Source organism: Kineosporia corallincola, from assembly GCF_018499875.1.
GTDB lineage: Bacteria > Actinomycetota > Actinomycetes > Actinomycetales > Kineosporiaceae > Kineosporia > Kineosporia corallincola.
The window spans coordinates 48641-70509 of record NZ_JAHBAY010000008.1 but is presented as its reverse complement, the minus strand read 5'-3'; the positions used below and the strand labels follow the sequence as shown (position 1 = coordinate 70509).

Here is a 21869-nt window from a genome sequence, read left to right as displayed (position 1 = left end):
CGTAGTGTCGGCGGGGTGAGTCGTGGCCGCACCTGCGACACCGGTGCCTCGGTGGTCGAGTACGGGCTGATCGTCTGCGGGGCGGTGGCCGCGTTCCTGGCGGCCTTCATCGGGTTGCAGGCGCTCTTCGCGGGTGTTTTCGGCCGCGTGGTGTCGTCGGTCGAACCCGTCGCCCCGACCGAGTCCGTGCGGATGACCCCGCTGGGCACGACCCCACCCTGAACCCGTGAGGAACCTGTGCATTCGCGCACTCGTTCGACATGGGGCAGCGTCACTGCGTGAGGTCGTGACGACAAGACGGAGGAGTGTGACCTGTCGTGGGCTTCCTGGACAGGCTTCTGGGCCGTGACAAGCAGCAGGGATACCAGCAGGGATACCAGCAGCAGGGGTATCAGCAGAACTGGGGCGGGCAGCAGCAGCAACCGGCCTGGGGCTCGCCCACCGGCCGCCCGGGCGGCTACCCGCAGCCGTCTCGTCCGGGGGCCGAGCCGGGCAGCGACGCGCAGGCCGACCAGGCCGCCATCGCGCGCTATCGCTACATGCTGAAGACGGCACCTCCCGAGCGCATCGAGGAGGCGCACGCCGAGGCGTTCGCCAAGCTCTCGCCCGACCAGCGGCGTCAGGTGCTGGCCGAGCTCTCCAGCGAGGTGCCACCGGCCGAGCGGGCCCGCACCGACAGTCCGCGTGACCTGGCCCGCATGGCCACCCGCGCGGAGATGCGCAGCCCGGGCACCCTGGAGCGCAGCTTCGGCCGCGGCGGCGGCATGAGCGGCGGCATGGGTGGCATGGGCGGCGGCATGGGCATGGGCGGCATGCTCGCCGGTGGTCTGCTCGCCGGTGTGGCCGGCGCGTTCGTCGGCACCGCCATCGCCGACGCGATGTTCGACGGGTTCGACGAGAGCGAGTTCCAGGAAGGCTACGAGGCCGCGGCCGACGACTTCACCCAGCAGGCCGAAAACGGCCAGGCCGAGCTGGAAGAGGCCGGTGGCGACTTCGGTGACTTCGGCGGCGGTGACTTCGGCGGCGGCGAGTTCGAGATGTGACGACCCGCTGTCAGGCGCAGTGACAGCGCCTGACAGCGAGCCGTGCGCGGCCTGACAGCGCGCCGGGCCACCGTGGACGGGTCAGCAAGTACCCATCCAAGGAGCCCACTCATGGCATACGCCTTCGAGGCCGAGGGCCTGGTCAAGCGCTTCGGCGCGACCACCGCCCTGGCCGGCGTCGACCTGGCGGCCTCCGAGGGCACTGTCCTCGGGGTCCTCGGGCCGAACGGCGCCGGCAAGACGACAGCCGTCCGGGTCCTCGCCACACTGCTGCGACCCGACGCGGGGCGCGCGACCGTGGCGGGCCTGGACGTCGTGCGCCAGGCGCCGCAGGTCCGCCGCCAGATCGGCCTCACCGGCCAGTACGCCTCCGTCGACGAAGACCTGACCGGCACCGAGAACCTGGTGCTCATCGGCCGTCTGCTCGACCTGACCAAGCGCGACGCGCTGGCCCGGGCCCGGCACCTGCTCGGCCAGTTCGACCTGGCCGAGGCCGCCGACCGCCCGGCCAAGCACTACTCGGGCGGCATGCGCCGCCGCCTCGACCTCGCGGCCAGTCTGGTCGGCCGCCCGGCCGTGATCTACCTCGACGAGCCCACCACCGGCCTCGACCCGGCCAAGCGCGACGACGTCTGGCGCCTGGTGCGCGGTCTGGTCGCCGACGGCACCACCGTGCTGCTGACCACGCAGTACCTGGAGGAGGCCGACGCGCTCGCCGACGACATCACCGTGATCGACCACGGCCGGGTGATCGCCCACGGCACGCCGGCCGAGCTCAAGCAGGTGGTCGGCGGCCAGACCCTGGTGGTGCGGCCCACCGACCCGGCCCACCTCGACACCGTGCGCGACCTGCTGGGCCAGGTGTCGGCCAAGGCCGTCGACTCACCCGCCCGCGGCGTGCTCAGCGTGCCGGTCGACAACGACGGCGCGCTGACCGCCCTGGTGCGCCGGCTCGACGAGGCCCGCATCCCCGTCACCGAACTCTCCCTGCGACTGCCCAGCCTGGACGAGGTCTTCTACAGCCTGACCGGCGTCCGCGAAGAGGAGCGTGCGGCATGACCGCCCCCACCCTGATGACCGAGGCGCCGGACGTCCCCTCCGCGCCCACCTCCGAGACCCCCGCCAAACCCTTTCCCCTGGTGCGGCATTCGCTGATCCTGGCGGGCCGGTCGATCCTCAAGATCCGGCGCACGCCGGAACAGCTGATCGACGTCACCGTGCAGCCGATCATCTTCACCGTGCTGTTCGTGTACCTGTTCGGCGGCGCGATCTCCGGTTCCCAGCACGCCTACCTGCAATTCGTGCTGCCCGCCCTGATGGTGCAGACCGTGCTGTTCGCGACCCTGGCGATCGGGGTGAACCTCAACACCGACATGGGAAAAGGCGTGTTCGACCGGTTCCGCAGCCTGCCGATACCCCGGGCGGCGCCGCTGGTCGGGGCGGTGCTGGGTGACGTCGTGCGGTTCGTGACCTCGATCGCCGTGCTGCTCGGATTCGGCTACGCCATCGGATTCCGGGTGGAGACCAACGTCCTCCAGGCGCTCGGGGCCTGCCTGCTGGTGCTGTTCTTCGCCTTCTCGCTGACCTGGGTGTCGGTGTTCCTCGGCACCACCGTGCGCAACTCCGGCACGGTGCAGGGCATCGGGTTCCTGGTGATGTTCCCGCTGACCTTCGGCTCGTCGATGTTCGTGCCGACCGACACGCTGCCGGGCTGGCTCCAGGCCTGGGTGAAGGTCAACCCGATCACGCACCTCACCGAGGCCTGCCGCGGCCTGATGCTCGGCGGCGAGATCCTCAGCCCCGCACTTCAGTCGATCGCCTGGTCGGTGGGCATCATGGCGGTGTTCGCCCCGCTCGCCGTGCGGATGTACCGCTCCCGTACCTGAAAAACCTAAATTGAGGACGCCGCTGGGCCCGGACCGGGCTCGGCGGCGTCCTTGATCGTGTCGTTCAGGAACTCCAGGGCGACGGGCCTTTCCATCTGTTCGCCCTTCTCGAAAGCCGCGGTGAACCGCGCCGGTTCGAGAACCTCGTGCAGCTTGCGCGTGATCCGGGCGAAGTCCGGGTCGGCCAGGCCACTGTGGCCACGCACCGCGGCGGCGGCGCCGAGCATCTGCGCGGCGGTGCCGGCCTGGCCGGTGGCCAGCAGGTACTGCACCACGTTCACCATCACCCGGCTCACCACCGGCATGTCGCGGCTGCGCACGGCGTCCGACACGGCCTCGCCGAGATGCTTCAGAGCAGACGGCATCTCGCCGTTGTCCATCTCGAAGCCGGCCAGGTCGGCAAGCAGCATCCCGCGCAGCTGGGGAACCGACTCGGGCGTCTCCTGAGACTTCTCCAGTGCCCTCTCAGCGAGTCGCCGGGCCGGCACCAGGTTGCCCTCGGCCGCCTCCAGTGAGGCCTCGCCGGAGAGCACCAGGGCCTCCGACATCGCCGAGCCGGTGCCCACGGTGATCTGCCGGGCCGTCTCCAGATCGCGCCGGGCCCCGTCCAGGTCGCCCAGCTCGCGGCGCATCCGGGCGATCCGGACCAGCGCGTGCGCCTCGTCGTCGGTCACCAGCAGTTCCATCATCATCTGCCGGGCCTGGGCGAGCAGCTCGATCGCCCCGTCCAGATCGCCCAGTGTGCGCCGCACCTCGGCGAGCTGGCTGCTCGCGGTGCCGATGCCCCAGCGGTCGCCGATCGCCTGGAACTCGGCCAGGGCCTGCGGGACCAGCTTCGCGGTGAGGTCGAACTCGCCCTCGTTCTCGGCGAGCAGCGCCGTCATCATCTTGAGCATGGTGCGGGCCCACGGATCCGGGTGCTGGACCATCAGCCGCTCGGCGATCACCCGGCCCGCCTCCATACCCTCACGCAGGGCGGCCAGAGAGGGTTCGACGAAGCTCAGCAGTGGGTGTGCCTGGAACACGTCCACCAGGGCGAACTGCTCCTCGATCTCGGCGAGCTGTTCCTCCGAGGGCATCCGCTCACCCTCCATCGAGGTGCTCAGAACCCGCAGCACCAGGGCGAACAGCCGGTGTGCCGGGTCGGTCCCGCCGGGCACCCGCAGGGCCTGCTCGGCCCAGTTGCCGGCCTCCTCGTGCCGGCTGGTCATCGCCCAGAACCAGCACAGCGCGCCGGCCAGGCGCACGGCGTGGTCGGCGTCCTCGGTCTCCACCGCGAAGCGCAGCGAGGCCAGCAGGTTGTCGCGCTCGGCGGTGAGCCGGGCCAGCCAGACGAGCTGTTCCGACCCGCGCAGGTGCGGGTCCGCGGTCTCCGCCAGGTTCAGGAAGTACACCGCGTGGGCCCGGCGCATGCTCGCCATCCCACCGCGCTCGGAGAGCCGTTCCAGCGCGTACTCCCGGATCGTCTCCAGCAACCGGTAACGCGGCTGCGCCCCGTCGGTGTTCGCCACCAGCAGCGACTTGTCGGCCAGCGAGATGAGCAGATCGGTGACGTCGTCCTCGTCGAAGTCGGGCTTTCCACCGATCGCGGCGGTGCAGACGGCCGAGCCGGTCTCCGCGGTGACTCCGCCGGGGAACACCGACAGCCGCTCGATCAGGTCGCGCTCGGTGTCGGTCAGCAGCTCCCAGCTCCAGGCCACCACCGCGCGCAGCGTCTGGTGCCGCGGCATGGCCGTGCGGTTGCCGCCGGTGAGCAGCCGGAACCGGTTGTCCAGCCGGCCGGCCAGCGCCTCCGGCCCGAGGGTGCGCAGACGGGCGGCGGCCAGCTCGATCGCCAGGGGCAGGCCGTCGAGGCGGCGGCAGATCTCGGTGACCGCGCCGGTGTTCTCCGGGGTGAGCCGGAACCCCGGGCGCACCAGGGCGGCGCGGTCGATGAAAAGCTCGACCGCAGGCGAGTTCTGGCTGTCGGAGTGCTGGGTCGACAGTGGGCGTACCGGCCAGATCGACTCGCCCACGATGCCCAGGGGCTCCCGGCTGGTGGCCAGCACGGTCAGCTGGGGGCAGCGGGCGAGCAGGAACCCGGCCAGCTCGGCGCAGGCCTCGATCAGGTGCTCGCAGTTGTCCAGCACGATCACCGTGTCGTGCGGGGCCAGGGCCTCGACCAGCCGGGTGCGGGCCTCCCGCACCGGCTGCGGGGTGGTCACCGAGACGTCGAGCTGCGACCGGTCGATCGTGCCGATGCTGCCCAGTACGGTGGAGGGCACGTCGTCCGGGTTCATCACCGGGGCCAGCTCCACCATCCACACCGCGTCGTGACCGGTGAGACGGCTGGCCACCTCGCCGACCAGGCGGGTCTTTCCGGCACCACCGGTGCCGACCAGGGTGACCAGCCGGGCCAGCCGGAGCTGGCCGGTGATCCCGGCCAGCTCGGCCTCCCGGCCGACGAAGCTGGTCAGCGGCACCCGCAGGTTGGTGCGGCGTGGCGGGGTCTGGCGGGGGGACGACGAACGCAGGGCGGAGTCGTCACGCAGTACCCGAGCCTGGAGCTCCTGGAGAGCCGTGGGCGGATCGAGCCCGAGCTCGTCGGCCATCGCCCGGCGCAGCCGCTCGTACACGGCCAGCGCCTCGCCCTGCCGGCCGTCCGCGGCCAGAGCCCGGATCAGCAGCTCGTGGGTGCGCTCGCGCAGCGTGTGCTGCGCGGCCACCTCCTCCAGCTCGGTCACCGTCTCGCCGGGCCGGCCGAGGTCGATCAGCGCGGCCGCGCGCTCGTCGACGGCGGTGAGCCGCAGCCGGTCGAGCCGCTCGGTCCAGGCCTCGGCGTAGGGGGCGTCGGCCACCTCGGTCAGCGGGTTGCCACGCCACAGCCGCAGGGCCCGGCCGAGCAGGTCCACGGTCTCCTGCGGCGTGGTCGCCCGACGGCCCTGGCTGACCATCTGCTCGAAGGCCAGGGCGTCCACGTCGTCGGTGGTGATCACCAGCCGGTACCCGGCCGGTCCGGACTCCACCAGGTCGGGCCGGGGCAGTGCCCGGCGCAGCCGGGAGACCAGCGACTGCAACGCGTTGACCTCGTCGGCCGGTGGGTCGAGCAGCCACAGCGACTGCACCAGCCGGCTCACCGGCACCCAGGAGCCGGCGTCGGCCGCCAGCCTGACCAGGAGTGCACGCAACCGGGCACCGCCGATGTCGACCGGCCCACCCTCGGCCTCGATCGTCAACGGCCCCAGCACGCATACCTGCACGGGCCCTAGTGTCTAGTGCAGGTCACGCCGGTTCAAAGCGGTCAGCCCGGCTCCGGCCAGGAGGGCAGTGATCGTGAGCAGCCAGAGCCAGGGTGTGACGGACGGATCGCCGCCGGGCAGGGCGGGCAGATGCGTGAACGGGCTCACGTCCAGCACCGCCTGCGGCAGGTTCAGGGCGTCCCCGAGCAGATACAGCACGGCCGCCCCGGCGATCGCGGCCCAGGCCCCCGGCGCCGCCGAGGGCAGCAGCCCGAACAGCAGCAGGCCGAGCCCGGCGAACACCCAGGCGGCGATGATCTGGCCGATCGCGGCCCGCACCGCGTCGGGCAGCGCGCCGCCCAGGTCACCGGCGGCCAGACCGTAGGTGAGGCCGGTGGTCAGTGCGGCCGCGAGCAGCATCACGGCGACGCCGCCCAGGGCGATCGCCAGGTGGCCCGCGGCCCAGGGCAGGTGGCCGACCGGGGTGGCGAGCAGCGCCTCGGCCCGGCCCTCCGTCTCCTCGGCGCGCAGCCGCAGCAGCGCGGACACGGCGTAGGCCCCCGCCAGCAGCCCGTAGATGCCGAACACGGTGGCCAGGTAGGAGTCGACCACCGACTGCTCCCCGCCCAGTGCGGAGAGCACGTCGGCCAGCTGGGGCGAGTCGTCGACCAGCCCGCCCACGCCCTCGGCCAGGCCGCCGGACACCAGGCCGAACCCGGCCAGCCCGAGCGTCCAGGCCAGCAGGGTGCCGCGCTGGAGTCGCCAGGCCAGGGCGAACGAGGAGCCGAGCCGGGTGGCCCGCGCCGGACCCGGCCGGGAGGCCACGATTCCCCCGCCGAAGTCGCGCCGGGCCTCCAGGCGGCGGGCGGCCAGCGCGAGGAGCCCGGCCGCGAGCAGCGCGGCCGGCGTCGTCCACCATGGGCCACCACCGAAGGCCCCGGACCGCTGGGCCCAGCCGATCGGCGACAGCCAGGCCAGCCAGTGCGGGCCGGACGAGTCCCCGACCGCCCTTAACAGGTAGGCCGTGGCCAGCCCGGCGGCGGCGACACCGGTTGCCGGGCGGGTGAATTCGGTGAGCTGGGCGGTCACCGCCGCGAGCCCGGCGAAGAACAGGCCGCAGGCGGCCGTGGCGAGCCCGAACCGTAGCGACCCGCCGGCGGGCAGCCCGGCACCGATCAGGCCGGCGGCGATCAGCAGGGCCAGCACCAGGTCGGCGATCAGGGCGGTGAGCAGGGCGGCGTCGAGCGGGGCCGACCGGCGCACCGGGGCGGAGCGCAGCAGCTCCAGACGGCCGGACTCCTCGTCGGCCCGGGTGTGCCGCAGCACCAGCAGGAAGTTCATGATCGCGGCGAGGATGCAGGTGGTGCCCATGCCGCGCCAGACCACGAGGCCGCCGAGGCTGAGCAGGTTGTCGGCCGGACCGGTGAAGGCCAGCAGGCCGGGGTTGTGCGCCAGATCGGCGGAGAGCGGCCGGCGCGACGCCACGTCGGGGTAGAGATCGGCCAGGGTGGTCGCGACACCGCTCGGGACGCAGGCGATCCCGAGCAGCCAGACGGTCAGCCTCACCCGGTCCCGGCGCAGGGCGAAGCGGGTCAGCGTGATCATGACGCCGCCGCCCCGGTGCGGTAGTGACGCAGAAAGAGCTCTTCCAACGTGGGTTTACGGCTCACCAGGCTGCGGGTGCCGGCCTGGCCGAGCAGCCGCACCACCCCGGCCAGGGCCTCCGGCTCGATCTCGGCGTGCAGGTGCACCGGCCCGGAGCCGTGCACGCTGACCCCGTGGACGCCCGGAAGTGCCTCCAGGCCAACCGGTTCGGAGTCCAGTTCGGCCTCGATCGTGGTGCGGGTGAGCTGGCGCAGGTCGTCGAGCGTGCCGGTGTCGACCGTGCGCCCGGCCCGCACGATACTCACCCGGTCGCACAGCTGCTCCACCTCGCTGAGGATGTGGCTGGACAGCAGCACGGTGCGGCCGTTCTCCCGGGTCTGCTGCACGCACTCCCGAAAGACGTTCTCCATCAGCGGGTCCAGCCCGGAGGTCGGCTCGTCGAGCAGCAGTAGCTCGGTCTCCGAGGCGAAGGCGGCGACCAGGGCCACCTTCTGCCGGTTGCCCTTGGAGTAGGCCCGGCCCTTCCGGGTCGGGTCCAGTTCGAAGCGCTCGATCAGCTCGGCGCGGCGGTTCTCGTGCAGCCCGCCCCGCAGGCGGCCGAGCAGGTCGATCACCTCCCCGCCGGAGAGGCCGGGCCAGAGCGTGACGTCGCCGGGGACGTAGGCCAGGCGGCGGTGGAGTGCCGCGGTGTCGCGGCGCGGATCGTCGCCGAGCAGGCGCACCCGGCCGGCGTCGTGGGTGAGCAGCCCGAGCAGGACGCGCAGGGTGGTGGACTTGCCCGCGCCGTTGGGCCCGAGGAAACCGTGCACCTCGCCGGTGCGGACGGTCAGATCGAGCCCGTCCAGGGCCCGGGTGCTGCCGAAGTTCTTGATCAGACCCTCGATCGAGATGGCATCACTCATGCCTTCGAGCGTACGCACATTTCACAAGGTTGTGAATGTTGGAAATGCGGGGCAGGGTGCTGACGGATACATCTCCGGACGTGGACGGGCAGGTTCTTGGTCTTGGCGCAGGACGACGATGCGGTCATGCGGTTCGTGGGGCGGTTCGCCGAGGAACTGGTGAACGCCGGGATGGGCCGGATGCCGGCCCGGGTGTGGGTACTGCTGCTGGCCACCGACACGGGGCGGCTGACGGCGGCCGAGATCGCCGAGAAGCTCCAGATCAGCCCGGCCGCGGTGTCGGGTGCGGTGCGCTATCTGATCACCGTCAACATGATCGCCCGCGAGCGCGAGCCGGGCGCCCGCAAGGACCACTACCGGGTGTTCGAGCAGAGCTGGTACGAGGCCCTGGCCAACCGCGATGTCCTGCTGAACCGCTGGGCCGCGGCCCTGGGCGAGGGTGCGCAGGCCCTGGGCGAGAGCCCGGCCGGGCACCGGATCCGCGAGAGCCAGGAGTTCATCGAGTTCATGCAGGACGAGCTGGCCCAGATGCTCGGGCGGTGGCGGGAGCGGAAGCGGCAGAGGTGACTAGAACACCGTCGGCGACGGCCGCAGGATCGGCGGGTTGAGGGTCTGGGTGGCCCCGCGGCGGAACAGCTGGGCCGGGCGCCCGCCGCCGCGGGTGGTCATCTCGCCGGTGGGTTCCAGGAAGCCGAGGGTGCCGGTGACCTTGCGGTGGAAGTTGCGGGCGTCCAGGTCGACACCCCAGACGATCTCGTAGACCCGGCGCAGCTCGCCCACGGTGAACTCGCTGCCGCAGAAGGCCGTGGCCAGGCCGCTGTATTCGAGCTTGCCGCGTGCTCTCTCGACGCCGTCACGCAGGATCTGGCGGTGGTCGAAGGCGAGCAGCGACGGGGCGTCGGGCAGGGTGGAGTCGAGGAACGTGGCCACCGGCGACCACTCGGCGGACTCGGCGTCGCTGCCGCCGGTGACCTCCGGCGGGTTCGGGATGAGAGCCAGGTAGGCCACGCTGACCACCCGCATCCGGGGGTCGCGGCCCGGGTCGCCGTAGGTGCCCAGCTGCTCCAGATGCATTCCGCGGGCGCCGGTTTCCTCTTCGAGCTCGCGCGCCGCGGCCGCCGCCAGGGTCTCGTCGGGCTGCACGAAACCGCCGGGCAGGGCGTAGCAGCCCTTGAACGGCTCGCCGCCCCGGCGGATCAGCAGGGCCGCCAGACTGTCGTCGCGGATGGTCAGCAGGACGATGTCGACGGTCACCGCGATGGGCGGGTATTTCGCGGGGTCGTAGTCCTCGAGGCTCTCGGAGTCGGACACGGCGGTGGGTCCTTTCGGCGCGAGGCGTCTTTCGTCTGGTTGACGATAACAAAGGTACGGGCTACCGTCATCTCGACATGACTCGTCACGGTGACGATAAGTCGGGAGGAAGACCGATGGCCGAGATCCGCCGCTACCCCTTCGTCTGGCACGTCCGCAGCGGCACGACGGATCACCTGGTGCACGTCAGCCGGGGCCGTACCGTGCACGCCGGAACCGGCCAGGCCTTCTGGTTCCGCCCCCTGACCAGCGCCCTCAGCGAGGTGCCGATCGACGACCGGGAGCTCGGCCTGCTCTTCCACGCCCGCACGTCCGACTTCCAGGACGTCACGGTGCAGGCCACCGTCGCCTACCGGATGGCCGACCCGGACCTGGCAGCCCGCCGCCTCGACTTCGGCCTGGAGCCGAGAACCGGCCGCTGGCGCGGGCGTCCGCTGGAGCAGATCGCGCAGATGCTGACCGAGGCCTCGCAGCAGCACGCGCTCGCCCTGCTGGCCGGCCTGCCGCTGACCGGCGCGCTGGCCACCGGGATGACCGGGGTGCGCGAGCGGATCGCCGCCGGGCTGTCCGGCGACGAGCGGCTGCTCCAGACCGGTGTGGAGGTGGTGGACGTGCGGGTGATCGACGTGCGGCCCGAGGCGGACGTGGAGCGGGCCCTCCAGACCCCGGCCCGGGAGCAGGTGCAGCAGGAGGCCGACCGGGCCACCTACGAGCGCCGCGCCCTGGCCGTCGAGCGGGAGCGGGCGATCAGCGAGAACGAGCTCCAGTCGCAGATCGAGCTGGCCACCCGGGAGGAGCAGCTGGTCACCCAGCGCGGGGCGAACGAGCGCCGCCGGGCCACCGAGGCCGCGGCCGCCGGGCAGATCGAGACCCAGGCCAAGGCCGAGCAGACCCGGGTGCTGGCCGAGGCCCGGGCCGACACCACGCGGATGGTCGGTGCCGCCGAGGCGGAGACCGAGGCGGCCCGGATGGCGGTCTACGCGACCATCGACCGCGACGTGCTGCTGGCCCTGGCCGCCCGCGAGGCCGCCGCCCACCTGCCGCAGATCGGCAGCCTGACCCTGACCCCCGACGTCATCACGAGCGCCCTGAGCGCCCTGGCCCGCACGGACCGGGACGCCTGATGGCCCTCGCCCCCCGCGCGGTGCTCGTGCACCGGCGCAGCGAGCTGGACCTGCTGCTCGACCGGCACGGCACCCGCGGGCAGGCCGAGTTCTTCCTGCGCTCGCGCGGGCGCGACCTGGCCTCGGTGCAGCGCCGGCACGACGCCCTGCACGAGGCGTTGCGCCTGGTCGAGGCCGGTGTGCCGGGGGGCTGGCGGCGGGCCTCGGTGGAGCGGTCCGACCTGCCCCGGCTGCGGTTCGACCCGGAGGACGTGGTGGTGGCCGTGGGTCAGGACGGTCTGGTGGCGAACGTGGCCAAGTACGTCAGCGGGCAGCCGGTGATCGGTGTCGATCCCGAGCCGGGTGTGAATCCGGGTGTACTGGTGCGGCATTCGGCGTCGGAGTGCGTGGCGCTGCTGCCCCGGGTGGCGTCCGGAACGGCGCGGGCCGAGTCGCGCGCGATGGTGGAGGCGGTGCTGGACGACGGGCAGTCGCTGCGGGCCCTGAACGAGCTCTACATCGGCGACGCCGGGCACCAGTCCGCACGCTACCGGCTGCACGAGGAGCGGCAGTCGTCGTCCGGGATCCTGATCGGCACCGGGACCGGCTCCACCGGCTGGTGCGCCTCACTGGCCCGGGAGCGGGCCGGTGCCCCGGAACTGCCCGGCCGGCTGGATGATTCGCTGATCTGGTTCGTGCGTGAGGCCTGGCCGTCGCCGGTCACCGGCACCACGCGCACCCAGGGACTGCTGCGGCCGGGCGAGTCGCTGCCGGTGGTGGCGGAGGGGGATCTGGTGGTGTTCGGCGACGGCCTGGAGGCAGACCGGCTGCACCTGACCTGGGGCCAGCAGATCGAGGTCCGGGTGGCCGGCCCGCGGCTGGCGCTGGTCTAACGGTGCGGGGTGAGGCCCAGGGCCTCCAGCTCCTCGGGGTCGGCGCCCTCGGCGAGCTTCCACAGCGGCACACCCAGTGCCTTGCAGAGCGGTCCGAGCTCGTCCACCTGCACCCGCCGGGCGCCGGTCTCCAGCTCGGACACCTTGGTGCCGCTCCAGCCGAGCCGCCGGCCCAGGTCTTTCTGGAGCCACCCGCGCCGGGCGCGCTCGGCCGCGACGTTGCGCGGGAGCACATCCGTGAGTGTGGGCATGTCCGGACGGTAGGAGGTTTCGCCGGACAGGGGCATCCACCACCGGAGTGACAGCGGAACATCCGTCACCCGATCGGCTTAACCTTTCGGCTATCGGCTTTTCCGTTCCAGCATGCGGGCAAAACGTCAAATAATGGACGACGAAAGCGGCCGCGAAGGCGCATCCGGGTGCTTGGATTCCGGGCGTTGTTCTCCCGGCGGACCACCCTGGTGCGGCCTAGCCTGGGCGGATGGCTGACAAGGGCGTGGTGCTCGAGGTTGCCGGGCACGAGGTGACGGTGACGCACCCGGACAAGATGGTGTTCCCCACGGCGCAGCGCCCCGGCGGGGGCGTCGGCATCACCAAGCTCGACCTCGTGCACTACTACCTCACGGTGGCCGAAGGGGCGCTGCGCGGGGCGGGTGGCCGCCCGATGGTGCTCAAGCGCTTCGTGAAGGGGATCGACGAGGAGGCGTTCTTCCAGAAGCGGGCGCCGTCCACACGTCCGCCGTTCGTCGAGGTGGCGGAGCTGAAGTACGCGAGCGGCCGGTCCGCCGAGGAGACCGTGATCCGCGACCCGGCCGGCCTGGCCTGGGTGATCAATCTGGGCTGCATCGACCTGAATCCGCATCCGGTGCTGGCCGAGAACCTGGACCGGCCCGACGAACTGCGCATCGACCTCGACCCGATGCCCGGCGTGGACTGGGGGCAGGTGGTGGAGGTGGCGTTCACCGTGCGTCAGGTGCTGACCGACCATGGACTGGAGAGCTGGCCGAAAACCTCCGGCTCACGCGGCTTTCACATCTACTCCCGGGTGCGGCCGGACCGGCCGTTCAAAGACCTGCGACTGGCCGCCGAGACGGTGGCGCGCGAGGTGGAGCACCGGGTCCCGGCCCTGGCCACGGCCCGCTGGTGGAAGGAGGAGCGCGGCTCGCAGGTCTTCGTCGATTTCAACCAGATGGCGAAGGACCGCACCACGGCGTCGGTCTGGTCGGTGCGGGCGGTCGCCGACGCGCGTGTCTCGACCCCGCTGCTGTGGGACGACGTGGAACGCTGCCGGATGGAGGACCTCACCGTGGCCACCGTGTTGCCGCGCTGGAAGGAGCTCGGCGACCCCTGGGCCGGGATCGAGAACTCTTCCGGCACAGTGGATTCCCTGCTGGCCCTGGCCAGGGAGATGGGCCCCGCGGAGAAGCCGCCGAAGGGGGAGGGGCGGCGGCAGCCGACCATGCCGCTCATCGAGGTCGCCCGCACCCGCACCAGGCCCGAGGCCCTGGAGTGGCTGGAGGTCTGGAGAACCCGGCACCCGCAGGTGGCCACGCAGCTCCAGCCGGCCGACGTGCTGGTCGACGGCATGCGCGGCCGCAGCTCGCTGTGGTACCGGATCCGGATCAACCTCCAGCACGTGCCGGAGGCCGAACGCCCGCCGCAGGAAGAACTTCTCGCCACCTACGACCCGTGGGCCGGGATGATCCGTGGCGGACCCGGCGAGCAGCCTCAGGACCGGGCCTGAGCATCCAGGTCGATGACGTCCGGCGGGGCACCGGCCGACGACTCCGCCGTGGCTGACGCCGCCGGGGCCGACCCGGCCGTGGACGATTCGGCTGTGGACGACTCGGCTGTGGACGACTCGGCCCGCCGGCGCTCGCGCGGCTCGATGCCGTGTTGCTCCAACCGCTCGATCAGGGTGGCCACGGTGAGAGCGCGCTCGCGGTAGAACTCCGAGGCCCGGATCCGCCAGAACGTCCAGCCCAGCCGTTCCAGCTGACGCTGGCGCCGGATGTCGGCCTCCCAGCGGTCGGCGCCGTGATAGCGGTCGCCGTCGCACTCCACGGCCAGGCGCCCGGACCGGCCGACCACCACCAGGTCGATGCGGTAACGGCCGACCTGGTGCTGCACCTGCACCTGGTAGCCGGCCCGCAGCAGCTCGCGCAGCACGGCCAGCTCGAACTCCGACTCGGTGCGGGCCTCCAGGTCGTGGGCCTCGACCGTGGCCGACCCGGCATCGCGGACGTACTCCATCAGCGCCCGGCGCTGGTCGTCGGCGTGCAGCCGGCCGGGCTCCACCGTGTGGAACACCCACAACTGGTCCTGGGCCCGCGACGCCGCCACGTTGATCCGTTGCTTGTCGGCGTTCTTCGTGGCCGCCCAGGTGGCGTCGTCGGCGACCATGCTGACGAAGACGACGTTGCGCTCGTCGCCCTGGAACGCCGCCGGGCTGCCGACCCGCAGCCGGCGCTGCGCGAACGCCTCCGGGCCGAGCCGCTCGCGCAGCATGTTCTCGATCAGCGGGGCCTGGGCCGAGCCCTGCACCGTCACGACACCGAAAGTCATTCCGTCGTAAGCCCTGTCGCGGTGGCAGGTGAGCACCTGCTCGACCAGGGCCCGGGCCTCGGCCCGGTTGATCCGGTCGCCCGAGGCGGAGCCGGTGGTTGCGCCGTCCATGGTTCTGATCAGTCGCAGGGGCGCGCCGATGGCGGCGGTGGACGGCTCGCGCAACGGCAGGATGTCGCCGTCGTAGTAGCGGTTGGAGAACTCGATGATCTCCGGCACGCAGCGGAAGTGCTCGCGCAGCAGGATCGTGCTCGGGAAGATCAGCTCGGACAGGGCGTAGAGGCTCTGGTCCACCGTGAGCAGGCTCTTCACGCCGACATCGGACAGGTGCGCGTTCTGGAGCTGGATGATGCGCTCCTGGTTCACCCCCACCGCGGCCGGGCTGGTCTGCTGGTCGTCGCCGACCACCACGGCCTTCGCCCCGAGCGCCAGCACCCCGACCGAGAGCAGGTCGCACTGGCTGGACTCGTCCACGATCACCACGTCGAACGGCTCGGTGACCAGCGGGTCGAAGTTCTCGATCACCCGGTGCACGGGCATGATCCAGACCGGCACGGCCCCCATCGCGCCGGGCATGAAGCGGCGCGCCTCGCTCTCCCAGTGCGGGGCGTACCTGCCGGTGCCCTTGCCCCGCTTGCCCAGGGCCCGCAACCAGGCGGCGAGCGCCCGGCGGTTGGGGTCGCGCAGGTTGCGCCGCAGCCCGAGCCCGGCCCCGCGCCGGGCCCGCTGGAGCACCAGCGCCTGCTCACGCTGCTGGAGGGCGATCACCTGAGACTGGAGCCGGGCCAGGTCACCGGCCCGCAGCAACTCGTCCAGCCAGGTCGCGGTGGTGCGCCAGCGCCAGACCCGGGCCGCGCGCGACACCGGGCCGACCACCTCCGGGTCGGCGCCGGTCGCCACGATCGCCGCGGACCAGCCGGGCGCCACCGTGGCCAGCCGGGCGGCCAGAGAACGCTGGTCGGCCGCCAGTGGTTCGAGGGCCGTCAGCCGGGCCGCCTCGGCCAGGGCACCGCCCCAGGAACCCCAGTCGCGCCGGTCCAGCGCCGTGCGCAGGGTGTTCCACAACGGCGAGGCGCCCAGGTCCTCCGCACCCGAGCGCAGCCGGGCGGCCAGGCCGGCCAGCTCGGCGGTGACCGCGCGTTCCTCCTGCCGGGCCCGCGCGGCTGCCAGCAGCTCGGCCAGCCCACGCAGGTCGGCGGTGGTCAGGTCGGGCCGCAGCTGCGGCAGCAGCGGGCGCAGCCGGGTCAGCAGGGCGGGCAGCCGGGTCAGCTCCCAGTCCACGGCCTCGGCCACCTGCTCGGCCAGAAGCGTTGCGCGGTGCAGAAAATCGGCATCGTCGGGCGGGATGTCGGTGAACCCCAGCTGGGTCAGCATGCGCCGGGTGGCGGCCCGCTCGTCGGCGAGCTCCAGCCGGGTCAGGGCCAGCGCGGTGTCTTCGGGCGTGCGCAGCGGCCGGCCGTCGATCAGCGCCCCGGCGTGGAACTGCTTCAGGTCGCCCCCGCCGAACCGCGGAAGTGCCTTGCCCGCAGCGAATCTCTGACCCAGCTCGCGCAGCGTCCGGCGCTGCTCGTGCGGATCGCCCGCCGGCAGGACGATCTCGTGGCCGAACAGGGCCCGCTGGAGCTCGTTCGCCGTGCCGGTGCGCTGCCGGAGCTGCTCGGCCCGGGCCGCCCAGGTCTGCCCGCCCTGGGCCGAGTCCCGAATCTCCGCGCGGATCTTCAGCAACCAGGGGGTCTCCAGCGCGGCCAGGCGGGTGTTCGCGTCGTCCGTCATCGACCGCAGTTCGGCGAGTCGCTCCGGCCCGGTCTCGTCGAGCGCGCGCACCACCACGCCGGACTGTTCCAAGTCGGCCACGTCGTGCCGCAGGTCGTCGAGACGGCTGGTCAGCCCGGCCAGCCGGTCCGCGGTGGGCAGGTCGCCGGGCGGGCGGGAGGTGCGCAGCGCGTGCACGTCGGCCGGCCGCAACTGTTCGCTCAGCTCGAACAGCCGGGTCAGCTCCGGCGGCGACAGCGGCGGCACAGCCTCCACCGGCAGCTCGTCCGGGATCAGACCGAGCGTGGACTCGTGCTCGGTGAGCCAGCGCGCCACCTGCGGCGCCTTCTCCGGCCCGGCCGGCAGGTCCCACTCCGCGTCCTCGGTGCGCAACGCCTCCAGCACGGCCAGCTCGACGCCGCGCAGCTGCTCGCGCACCCGGTCCAGCTCGGCCTCCAGCGCCGCCACCGCCCGGGTCTCCACGTCCACGTCGACCTGCGAGGCGATGTCCTGCACCGCCTGCGCCGAGGCCCACAGCTGCTCCATCGCCCCGCCGGACGAGCCGAGCACCGCGATCGACAGGTCACGCAGGTCTTCCGGGATCTTGTCGCGCAGCACGGTCAGGGCCTGCTCGTTCTGCGCGGTCACCAGCACCCGCTTGCCGTGCGCCAGCAGATGGCTGACCAGGTTGGCGATCGTGTGGCTCTTGCCGGTGCCGGGCGGGCCCTGCACCGTGACGCCGCGCTCGCGGGCCAGCTGCCGGGCGATGCGCTCCTGCTCGGCGTTGGCCGGCAGCGGCATCAGCAGGCGCTCGCCCACCGGCCGCCAGGTCTCGTCGCCGGGCAGCTGCCCCAGCTCGTCCTGCGCCGCCCGGAGCTCGTCGTCGTCCGCCACCACCGCGGCGAGGGCCTGGGGCAGCACCGCGTCGTCGCGCAGCCGTCCGGCCAGCTGGAGGTAGAACCGCTCGTGCCGGGTGGGCCGGCGGCGCAGGAACAGCACCCAGGTGTCGGCGATCACCGGCACCTCGCCCGGCTCGGGGATCTGCCCGGTGACGCCGGCATCGAGGTGCAGCGGCGCCAGCAGCGACTGGTTCAGGGCCTGCCGGGCCGGCTCGTCCCAGACCTCGAACGGCTCCGCGGCCACCTGCTCGGTCAGCCGGTTCAGCTCGGCGAGCACCGGCAGGTCGAGCCCCTCCAGCGGGGCGAGCTGGAGTTCGGGCGGGCCGTCGGGCAGCACGCACAGCGCGCCGGTGGCGGCGTCGAGCTCCAGCAGCACGCCGGTCAGCAGCAGCGGGTGGCGCACGACCTCGCCGGAGAGGTTCCAGGCCAGAACGGAATGGCCCCAGACCAGCTCGTGGGTGCTCTGCCGGCGCTCGGCCTCCAGGTGCAGGGTGAACAGCCGTTCGTACAGCGCGCGGGCACTGCGGGTGGACGACGCGGCGTCGGCCCAGGGCTGCCAGGCGTCGCGCAGCCAGGTGTGGAACGGCAGCTCCAGCTCGGCCGGGGCGCCGGGGGCCAGCACCGGCTGGTGTGCGCCGGTGGACACGTGCGGGGCCAGGCGCCCGGGCACGGCCGGCGGGCCGGGCGGCGGCGCGACCTTGCCGACCTCCAGCCACGCGGCCCGGTCCGGTGCGGCGAGCCGGACCCGGGGGTGCCCGGGCACGTCGGCCGGGGTCAGCGGTGGCGGGCCGTCGTGGCGGAACACGTCGCGCACCGGCCGGACGGTGACGTCCCGGGCGGCCGCGGCGAGGAAGGTGAGCAGACGTCGGGTGCGGTCGAGGACCATCTCGCTCCGATCACCCACGCCTGCATTGTGGCAAAGACGCCGGACCGGGCGTCAGGAACGCGCCGTGCCGGTGGCCAGCAGATCGTCGACGCCCTCGCGCAGCGTGGCCCGCGCCGCCTGAGGGTCGTGCAGGTAGCCGGACACCATGGCGCCGTCGCGCAGCAGCATGAACCGCCGCCCGGCCCGCTCCGGGTCGCGGTGGCCGGCCCGGCGGAAGGCCTCGGTGGCCACGTCGAGCATCCAGGCCCGGTGCTCGTCGATCGCCCGGCGCACCGGGCTGGCCTGGTCGGGGTACTCGGCGGCGGCGTTGATGAACGCGCAGCCCCGGAATCCGGGCTGGCAGATCTTCTCGGTGTGCTCGTCGATCAGCGCGTCGAGCAGGTTACCCGGTGGCTCGGTGGCCTCGACGTGCGCCCGAATGGAGGCATCCACCGAACGGACGTAACTGAGCACGAGATCCTCCTTCCCCGGGAAATGCCGGTAGAAGGTCGAGCGTGTGACCTCAGCCTCGTTGAGAATGCGGTCGACACCTACCTCGTGGATGCCTTCGGTGTAGAAGAGCGCCGACGCGGTCTTCAGCAGGCGCTCGCGTGCCTGAGAGGGCCGGCCGGACGCCGACACGGTCGTTGCCATGCACTCAGCTTATCGGACCGACCGTTCCGTCTTGACATCCGAACGAATGCTGCGAGAGTGTTCAGCACGACAGAACGATCGGTCCGATTTCTTGGAGGCAGTCGTCATGGCCGCTGTTTACACCGCTGTTGCTACCGCTACCGGTGACGGGCGGGGCGGGCACACCCAGACCAGCGACGGGGTCATCGACCTCGACCTCGCGGTGCCGAAGGAGATGGGTGGCCCCGGTGGCGACAAGACCAACCCCGAGCAGCTTTTCGCTGCCGGTTACGCCGCCTGCTTCCACGGCGCGGCTCGCCTGGTGGCCGGCAAGCAGAAGGCCGACACCACCGGCTCCTCGGTGACCGCCGAGGTCGGCATCGGCTCCAACGGCCAGGGCGGCTTCGCGCTCGAGGTCGTGCTGAAGGTCAACTTCCCCGCCCTCGACCAGGCCACCGCCGAGTCGATCGTGCAGACGGCGCACCAGGTGTGCCCCTACTCCAACGCCACGCGCAACAACATCCCGGTGCAGCTGGTCGTCACCACCGACCCGGCCTGAACCCCCGCCACGTAGCGCGGCAGATCTGTTCACAACGGTGGACGACGACAGACCCGTCGTCGTCCACCGTTTTCTGCCGTGCCGGCGGGGTGAGGATGGGGTGCAGGAGGTCAGAGGAGTGCCGGGCCGAAACAGGGCCGAAAGATTTTGCGTGGTCGGGTTTAACAGGTTCCACGCCAAGGCTTGAGCAACCCTGTTCGATCACCAGGTCGTTCCGGTGACGAACAGGACGGAAGTTGCCCGCCGGTGGATAACGATATGACAACGCCTTAACCGGCGATTCTGCTAAACCTGCTGGTCATGTCCCTGACACGTCACAAGAAGTTCCGGCCGATCTGGATCGCCGGCGTCACCGCCGTCGTCGTCGGTGGTAGCGGCGCCGCCTGGGCCTGCAACGGGCTCGTCGGCGGTCAGTCCGACACTCCACGGTCCGAACTCACCACCAGTTTCACATCTCTCGGCGATGCGGCGAACGACACCCGCACCGAGACCGAGGCACAGGCCGCGGACGAGGACACGCCCCAGGAGCACAAGAGGCACAAGCGGCACGGTCATCACCACAAGCCGACCACCACGCCGACCGACGGTGCCACGGAGCCGTCCGACCCGACGGACACCTCGACCACCGAACCCTCGGACACCACCGACCCGTCCGACACCGGTACCACCGAGCCCTCGGACACCACCGAGCCGACCGACACCACCGAGCCCACGGAGACCACCGAGCCGACCGACACGTCCGAGCCGACCGGCACCGTTACCGCCGCACCCTCGGACACCGCCACCTCGGACCCCTCCGGCACCACGACGACCGAGCCGACGGACGACTCCGGCAGCGACGGCGACGCCGCGCTCGCCGACCAGGTCATCGACCTGGTCAACGAGGAGCGGGCCACGGCCGGTTGCGACCCGGTGACCGCGAACGCCGCCCTCACCAAGGCCGCCGGGGCGCACAACGACCTGGCCGTCGCCAAGAACGCGCTGTCGCACCTCTACGCCGGTGAGGCCGACCTGGGCGACCGCTTCTCCGCCGCCGGCTACACCGGCTGGAGCACGGTCGGTGAAAACATCGCCTACAACTACGGTTCCGACGCCGCCACCAGCGTCATGGAGATGTGGATGAACAGCGCCGGGCACAAGGCCAACATCCTCAACTGCGACTTCGAAGACATCGGCGTGGTCGCGACCACCGCCTCGGACGGCAAGATCTGGTGGACCCAGGACTTCGGCGCCCAGTTCGACTGAGAACGGCCGAAAAGCCTTTCGCGGTGCCCCGTTCTGCCTGACCTCGGATGTCAGGCAGGCCGGGGCGTCCGGCGCTCGCGCAGGTGCGTGGCCCGCGTCGTCTCCGTGGTCCAGGCCAGGGCCTGGAGGTAGGCCTCCGCCATCGCGTGCAGCGGCACCGGCCCGCGCTTGGCCTCGGCCAGGTCCTCGTGCTCGTAGGCCCGCACCGAGGTCAGCACCCGCCGCAGGGGGTGGGAGCCGTCACCGGTCAGGGCCGCGGACAGGTCGGGCGTCAGCGTCGGCATCCGGTCCAGCAGGTCGGACGACGGCAGCCCCAGTCCTTCGGCGATCCCGTCGAGCAGGCCGGCGGTGAAGGCGGTGTCCGGCGCCACCAGCTTGCCCATCTCGGCCACCCGCTCGCAGGTGCGGGCTCGGGTCAGGGCACCGACCAGCGCGTTCTGGCTGGCCCCGTCGGAGGCCAGGGAGAGCAGGATCAGCCAGGCCCGCAGCCGGCTCAGGCCGACCATCACCAGCGCGTCGCGGATCGACGACACCTTGCGGCTCGACCCGGAGGCGGCCGAGTTGGCGATCCGCAGCAGCCGGTACACCAGCGCCGGATCGCGCCGCACCACCCGCTCGATCTCCTCGGTCGTCGCGTCCGGGTCGCTCAGCCGCCCGACCAGTTGCAGGGCCAGCTGCTGCCCGGGCGAGAGCGTCTCGATCGACATGGTCTCCGGCCGGGCCAGGTAGTAGCCCTGGAAGAGCTCGAAACCCTCGGCCACGCAACGCTCGTAGATCTCGGCGTCCTCGACCTTCTCGGCCAGCAGACGCACGTCGTGCTGCCGGCACTTGTCCAGGGTGAACAGCACGTCGTCCCAGGCCATCGACAGCACGTCGATCTTCACGATGTCGGCCACGGCCAGCAGTGGCTCGGACTCCGGGGTCCAGACGAAGTCGTCGAGGGCGAGCCGGTAGCCCTCGTTGGTCAGCTTCAGTGCCCCGACGACCACCTCGTGGTCGATGCTGACGGTCTCCAGGACCTCCAGCACGGCGGCCTCGGGCGAGAACGGCAGGGGCAGGTCACCCACCAGGAAGCCGCGGGTGAGGTTGATGAAACCGGGCTTTCCGCCCAGGAGTTCGTCGGCACCGAACTCGGCGAACGCGGCCAGGATGGTCTGCGTGGTGGCCTGGTCGTTGTCCAGGGTCGCCCGGGTCGCGCCGGCGGTGCTGCGGAAGAGCAGTTCGTACCCGTAAAGGCGGCCTGCGGCGTCGTTGATCGCCTGACGGGCCACGTGCACGATCGCTCCGTTTCCGGGCCGGACCTGCGGCCAATCCTGATGTCGGCGGACCGCAGGGGGCGCGGTGACGTCCGCTCCCTATCGGCCGACCCACGGCAGCAGTTGAGGCGGCG

Annotated in this window: 18 protein-coding genes; 10 read left to right on the top strand and 8 right to left on the bottom strand. The window is 72.1% G+C overall.

What is annotated here, in order from left to right:
- Positions 1 to 15: 15 nt before the first annotated feature.
- From KIH74_RS19775 to KIH74_RS19760, 4 genes are all read left to right on the top strand, one after another.
- Positions 16 to 222: a hypothetical protein gene (locus KIH74_RS19775; RefSeq protein ID WP_214157488.1), complete on the top strand. Its 207-nt coding sequence runs from the start codon at positions 16 to 18 to the stop codon at positions 220 to 222.
- 95 nt (positions 223 to 317) lie between these two features.
- Positions 318 to 1043, top strand: coding sequence for a hypothetical protein (locus tag KIH74_RS19770; protein ID WP_214157487.1), 726 nt, complete (start codon positions 318 to 320; stop codon positions 1041 to 1043).
- A 111-nt stretch (positions 1044 to 1154) separates the two neighbouring features.
- Entirely contained in the window at positions 1155 to 2102 is a 948-nt protein-coding gene (locus KIH74_RS19765; RefSeq protein WP_214157486.1) for an ATP-binding cassette domain-containing protein, read from the top strand.
- Complete coding sequence (locus KIH74_RS19760) at positions 2099 to 2929, top strand: ABC transporter permease (RefSeq protein WP_214157485.1); 831 nt, start codon at positions 2099 to 2101, stop codon at positions 2927 to 2929. Before KIH74_RS19765 ends, KIH74_RS19760 begins: the two co-directional genes overlap by 4 nt.
- 5 nt (positions 2930 to 2934) lie before the next feature.
- Here the strand turns inward: KIH74_RS19760 and KIH74_RS19755 are convergent, their stop codons facing one another.
- The 3 genes from KIH74_RS19755 to KIH74_RS19745 are packed head-to-tail and all read right to left on the bottom strand — an operon-like array spanning position 2935 to position 8654.
- Positions 2935 to 6168: an AfsR/SARP family transcriptional regulator gene (locus KIH74_RS19755; RefSeq protein ID WP_214157484.1), complete on the bottom strand. Its 3234-nt coding sequence runs from the start codon at positions 6166 to 6168 to the stop codon at positions 2935 to 2937.
- Between the two features lie 12 nt (positions 6169 to 6180).
- Positions 6181 to 7752, bottom strand: a complete 1572-nt coding sequence (locus tag KIH74_RS19750) for an ABC transporter permease (RefSeq protein WP_214157483.1) — start codon at positions 7750 to 7752, stop codon at positions 6181 to 6183.
- On the bottom strand, positions 7749 to 8654 hold the full coding sequence (locus tag KIH74_RS19745; RefSeq protein WP_214157482.1) for an ABC transporter ATP-binding protein: 906 nt from the start codon (positions 8652 to 8654) through the stop codon (positions 7749 to 7751). The genes KIH74_RS19750 and KIH74_RS19745 overlap by 4 nt, the downstream gene beginning before the upstream one ends.
- 102 nt (positions 8655 to 8756) lie before the next feature.
- Between KIH74_RS19745 and KIH74_RS19740 the strand changes: the two genes are divergently transcribed.
- The gene (locus KIH74_RS19740) at positions 8757 to 9221 is read left to right on the top strand and encodes a GbsR/MarR family transcriptional regulator (RefSeq protein ID WP_214157481.1); all 465 of its coding nucleotides are present in this window, start codon (positions 8757 to 8759) and stop codon (positions 9219 to 9221) included.
- Here KIH74_RS19740 and KIH74_RS19735 read toward each other — a convergent pair whose 3' ends face one another.
- Entirely contained in the window at positions 9222 to 9965 is a 744-nt protein-coding gene (locus KIH74_RS19735; RefSeq protein ID WP_308113912.1) for an NUDIX hydrolase, read from the bottom strand. It lies immediately after the preceding gene.
- A 116-nt stretch (positions 9966 to 10081) separates the two neighbouring features.
- Here KIH74_RS19735 and KIH74_RS19730 point away from each other — a divergent pair, with 116 nt between their 5' ends.
- A complete protein-coding gene (locus tag KIH74_RS19730) occupies positions 10082 to 11089 on the top strand; it encodes an SPFH domain-containing protein (RefSeq protein ID WP_214157480.1) in 1008 nt (335 codons plus the stop codon).
- Positions 11089 to 11961, top strand: coding sequence for an NAD(+)/NADH kinase (locus KIH74_RS19725; RefSeq protein ID WP_214157479.1), 873 nt, complete (start codon positions 11089 to 11091; stop codon positions 11959 to 11961). The genes KIH74_RS19730 and KIH74_RS19725 overlap by 1 nt, the downstream gene beginning before the upstream one ends.
- Here KIH74_RS19725 and KIH74_RS19720 read toward each other — a convergent pair.
- Entirely contained in the window at positions 11958 to 12212 is a 255-nt protein-coding gene (locus tag KIH74_RS19720) for a helix-turn-helix domain-containing protein (RefSeq protein WP_214157478.1), read from the bottom strand. The genes KIH74_RS19725 and KIH74_RS19720 overlap by 4 nt on opposite strands.
- Positions 12213 to 12442: 230 nt before the next feature.
- Here KIH74_RS19720 and KIH74_RS19715 point away from each other — a divergent pair, with 230 nt between their 5' ends.
- Positions 12443 to 13705: a DNA polymerase domain-containing protein gene (locus tag KIH74_RS19715; RefSeq protein WP_214157477.1), complete on the top strand. Its 1263-nt coding sequence runs from the start codon at positions 12443 to 12445 to the stop codon at positions 13703 to 13705.
- On the opposite strand, the gene KIH74_RS19710 is transcribed toward KIH74_RS19715, so the two are convergent.
- On the bottom strand, positions 13690 to 18081 hold the full coding sequence (locus KIH74_RS19710; RefSeq protein WP_214157476.1) for a PDDEXK-like endonuclease domain-containing protein: 4392 nt from the start codon (positions 18079 to 18081) through the stop codon (positions 13690 to 13692). The two genes, KIH74_RS19715 and KIH74_RS19710, sit on opposite strands and share 16 nt — an antisense overlap.
- 33 nt (positions 18082 to 18114) lie before the next feature.
- Positions 18115 to 18696, bottom strand: coding sequence for a TetR/AcrR family transcriptional regulator (locus tag KIH74_RS19705; protein WP_214157475.1), 582 nt, complete (start codon positions 18694 to 18696; stop codon positions 18115 to 18117).
- A 106-nt stretch (positions 18697 to 18802) separates the two neighbouring features.
- Here KIH74_RS19705 and KIH74_RS19700 point away from each other — a divergent pair, with 106 nt between their 5' ends.
- Positions 18803 to 19234: an organic hydroperoxide resistance protein gene (locus tag KIH74_RS19700; protein WP_214157474.1), complete on the top strand. Its 432-nt coding sequence runs from the start codon at positions 18803 to 18805 to the stop codon at positions 19232 to 19234.
- Positions 19235 to 19534: 300 nt separating this feature from the next.
- The gene (locus KIH74_RS19695; RefSeq protein ID WP_214157473.1) at positions 19535 to 20479 is read left to right on the top strand and encodes a CAP domain-containing protein; all 945 of its coding nucleotides are present in this window, start codon (positions 19535 to 19537) and stop codon (positions 20477 to 20479) included.
- A gap of 50 nt (positions 20480 to 20529) precedes the next feature.
- On the opposite strand, the gene KIH74_RS38765 is transcribed toward KIH74_RS19695, so the two are convergent.
- Positions 20530 to 21756: an EAL and HDOD domain-containing protein gene (locus tag KIH74_RS38765; protein ID WP_214157472.1), complete on the bottom strand. Its 1227-nt coding sequence runs from the start codon at positions 21754 to 21756 to the stop codon at positions 20530 to 20532.
- Positions 21757 to 21869 lie beyond the last annotated feature (113 nt).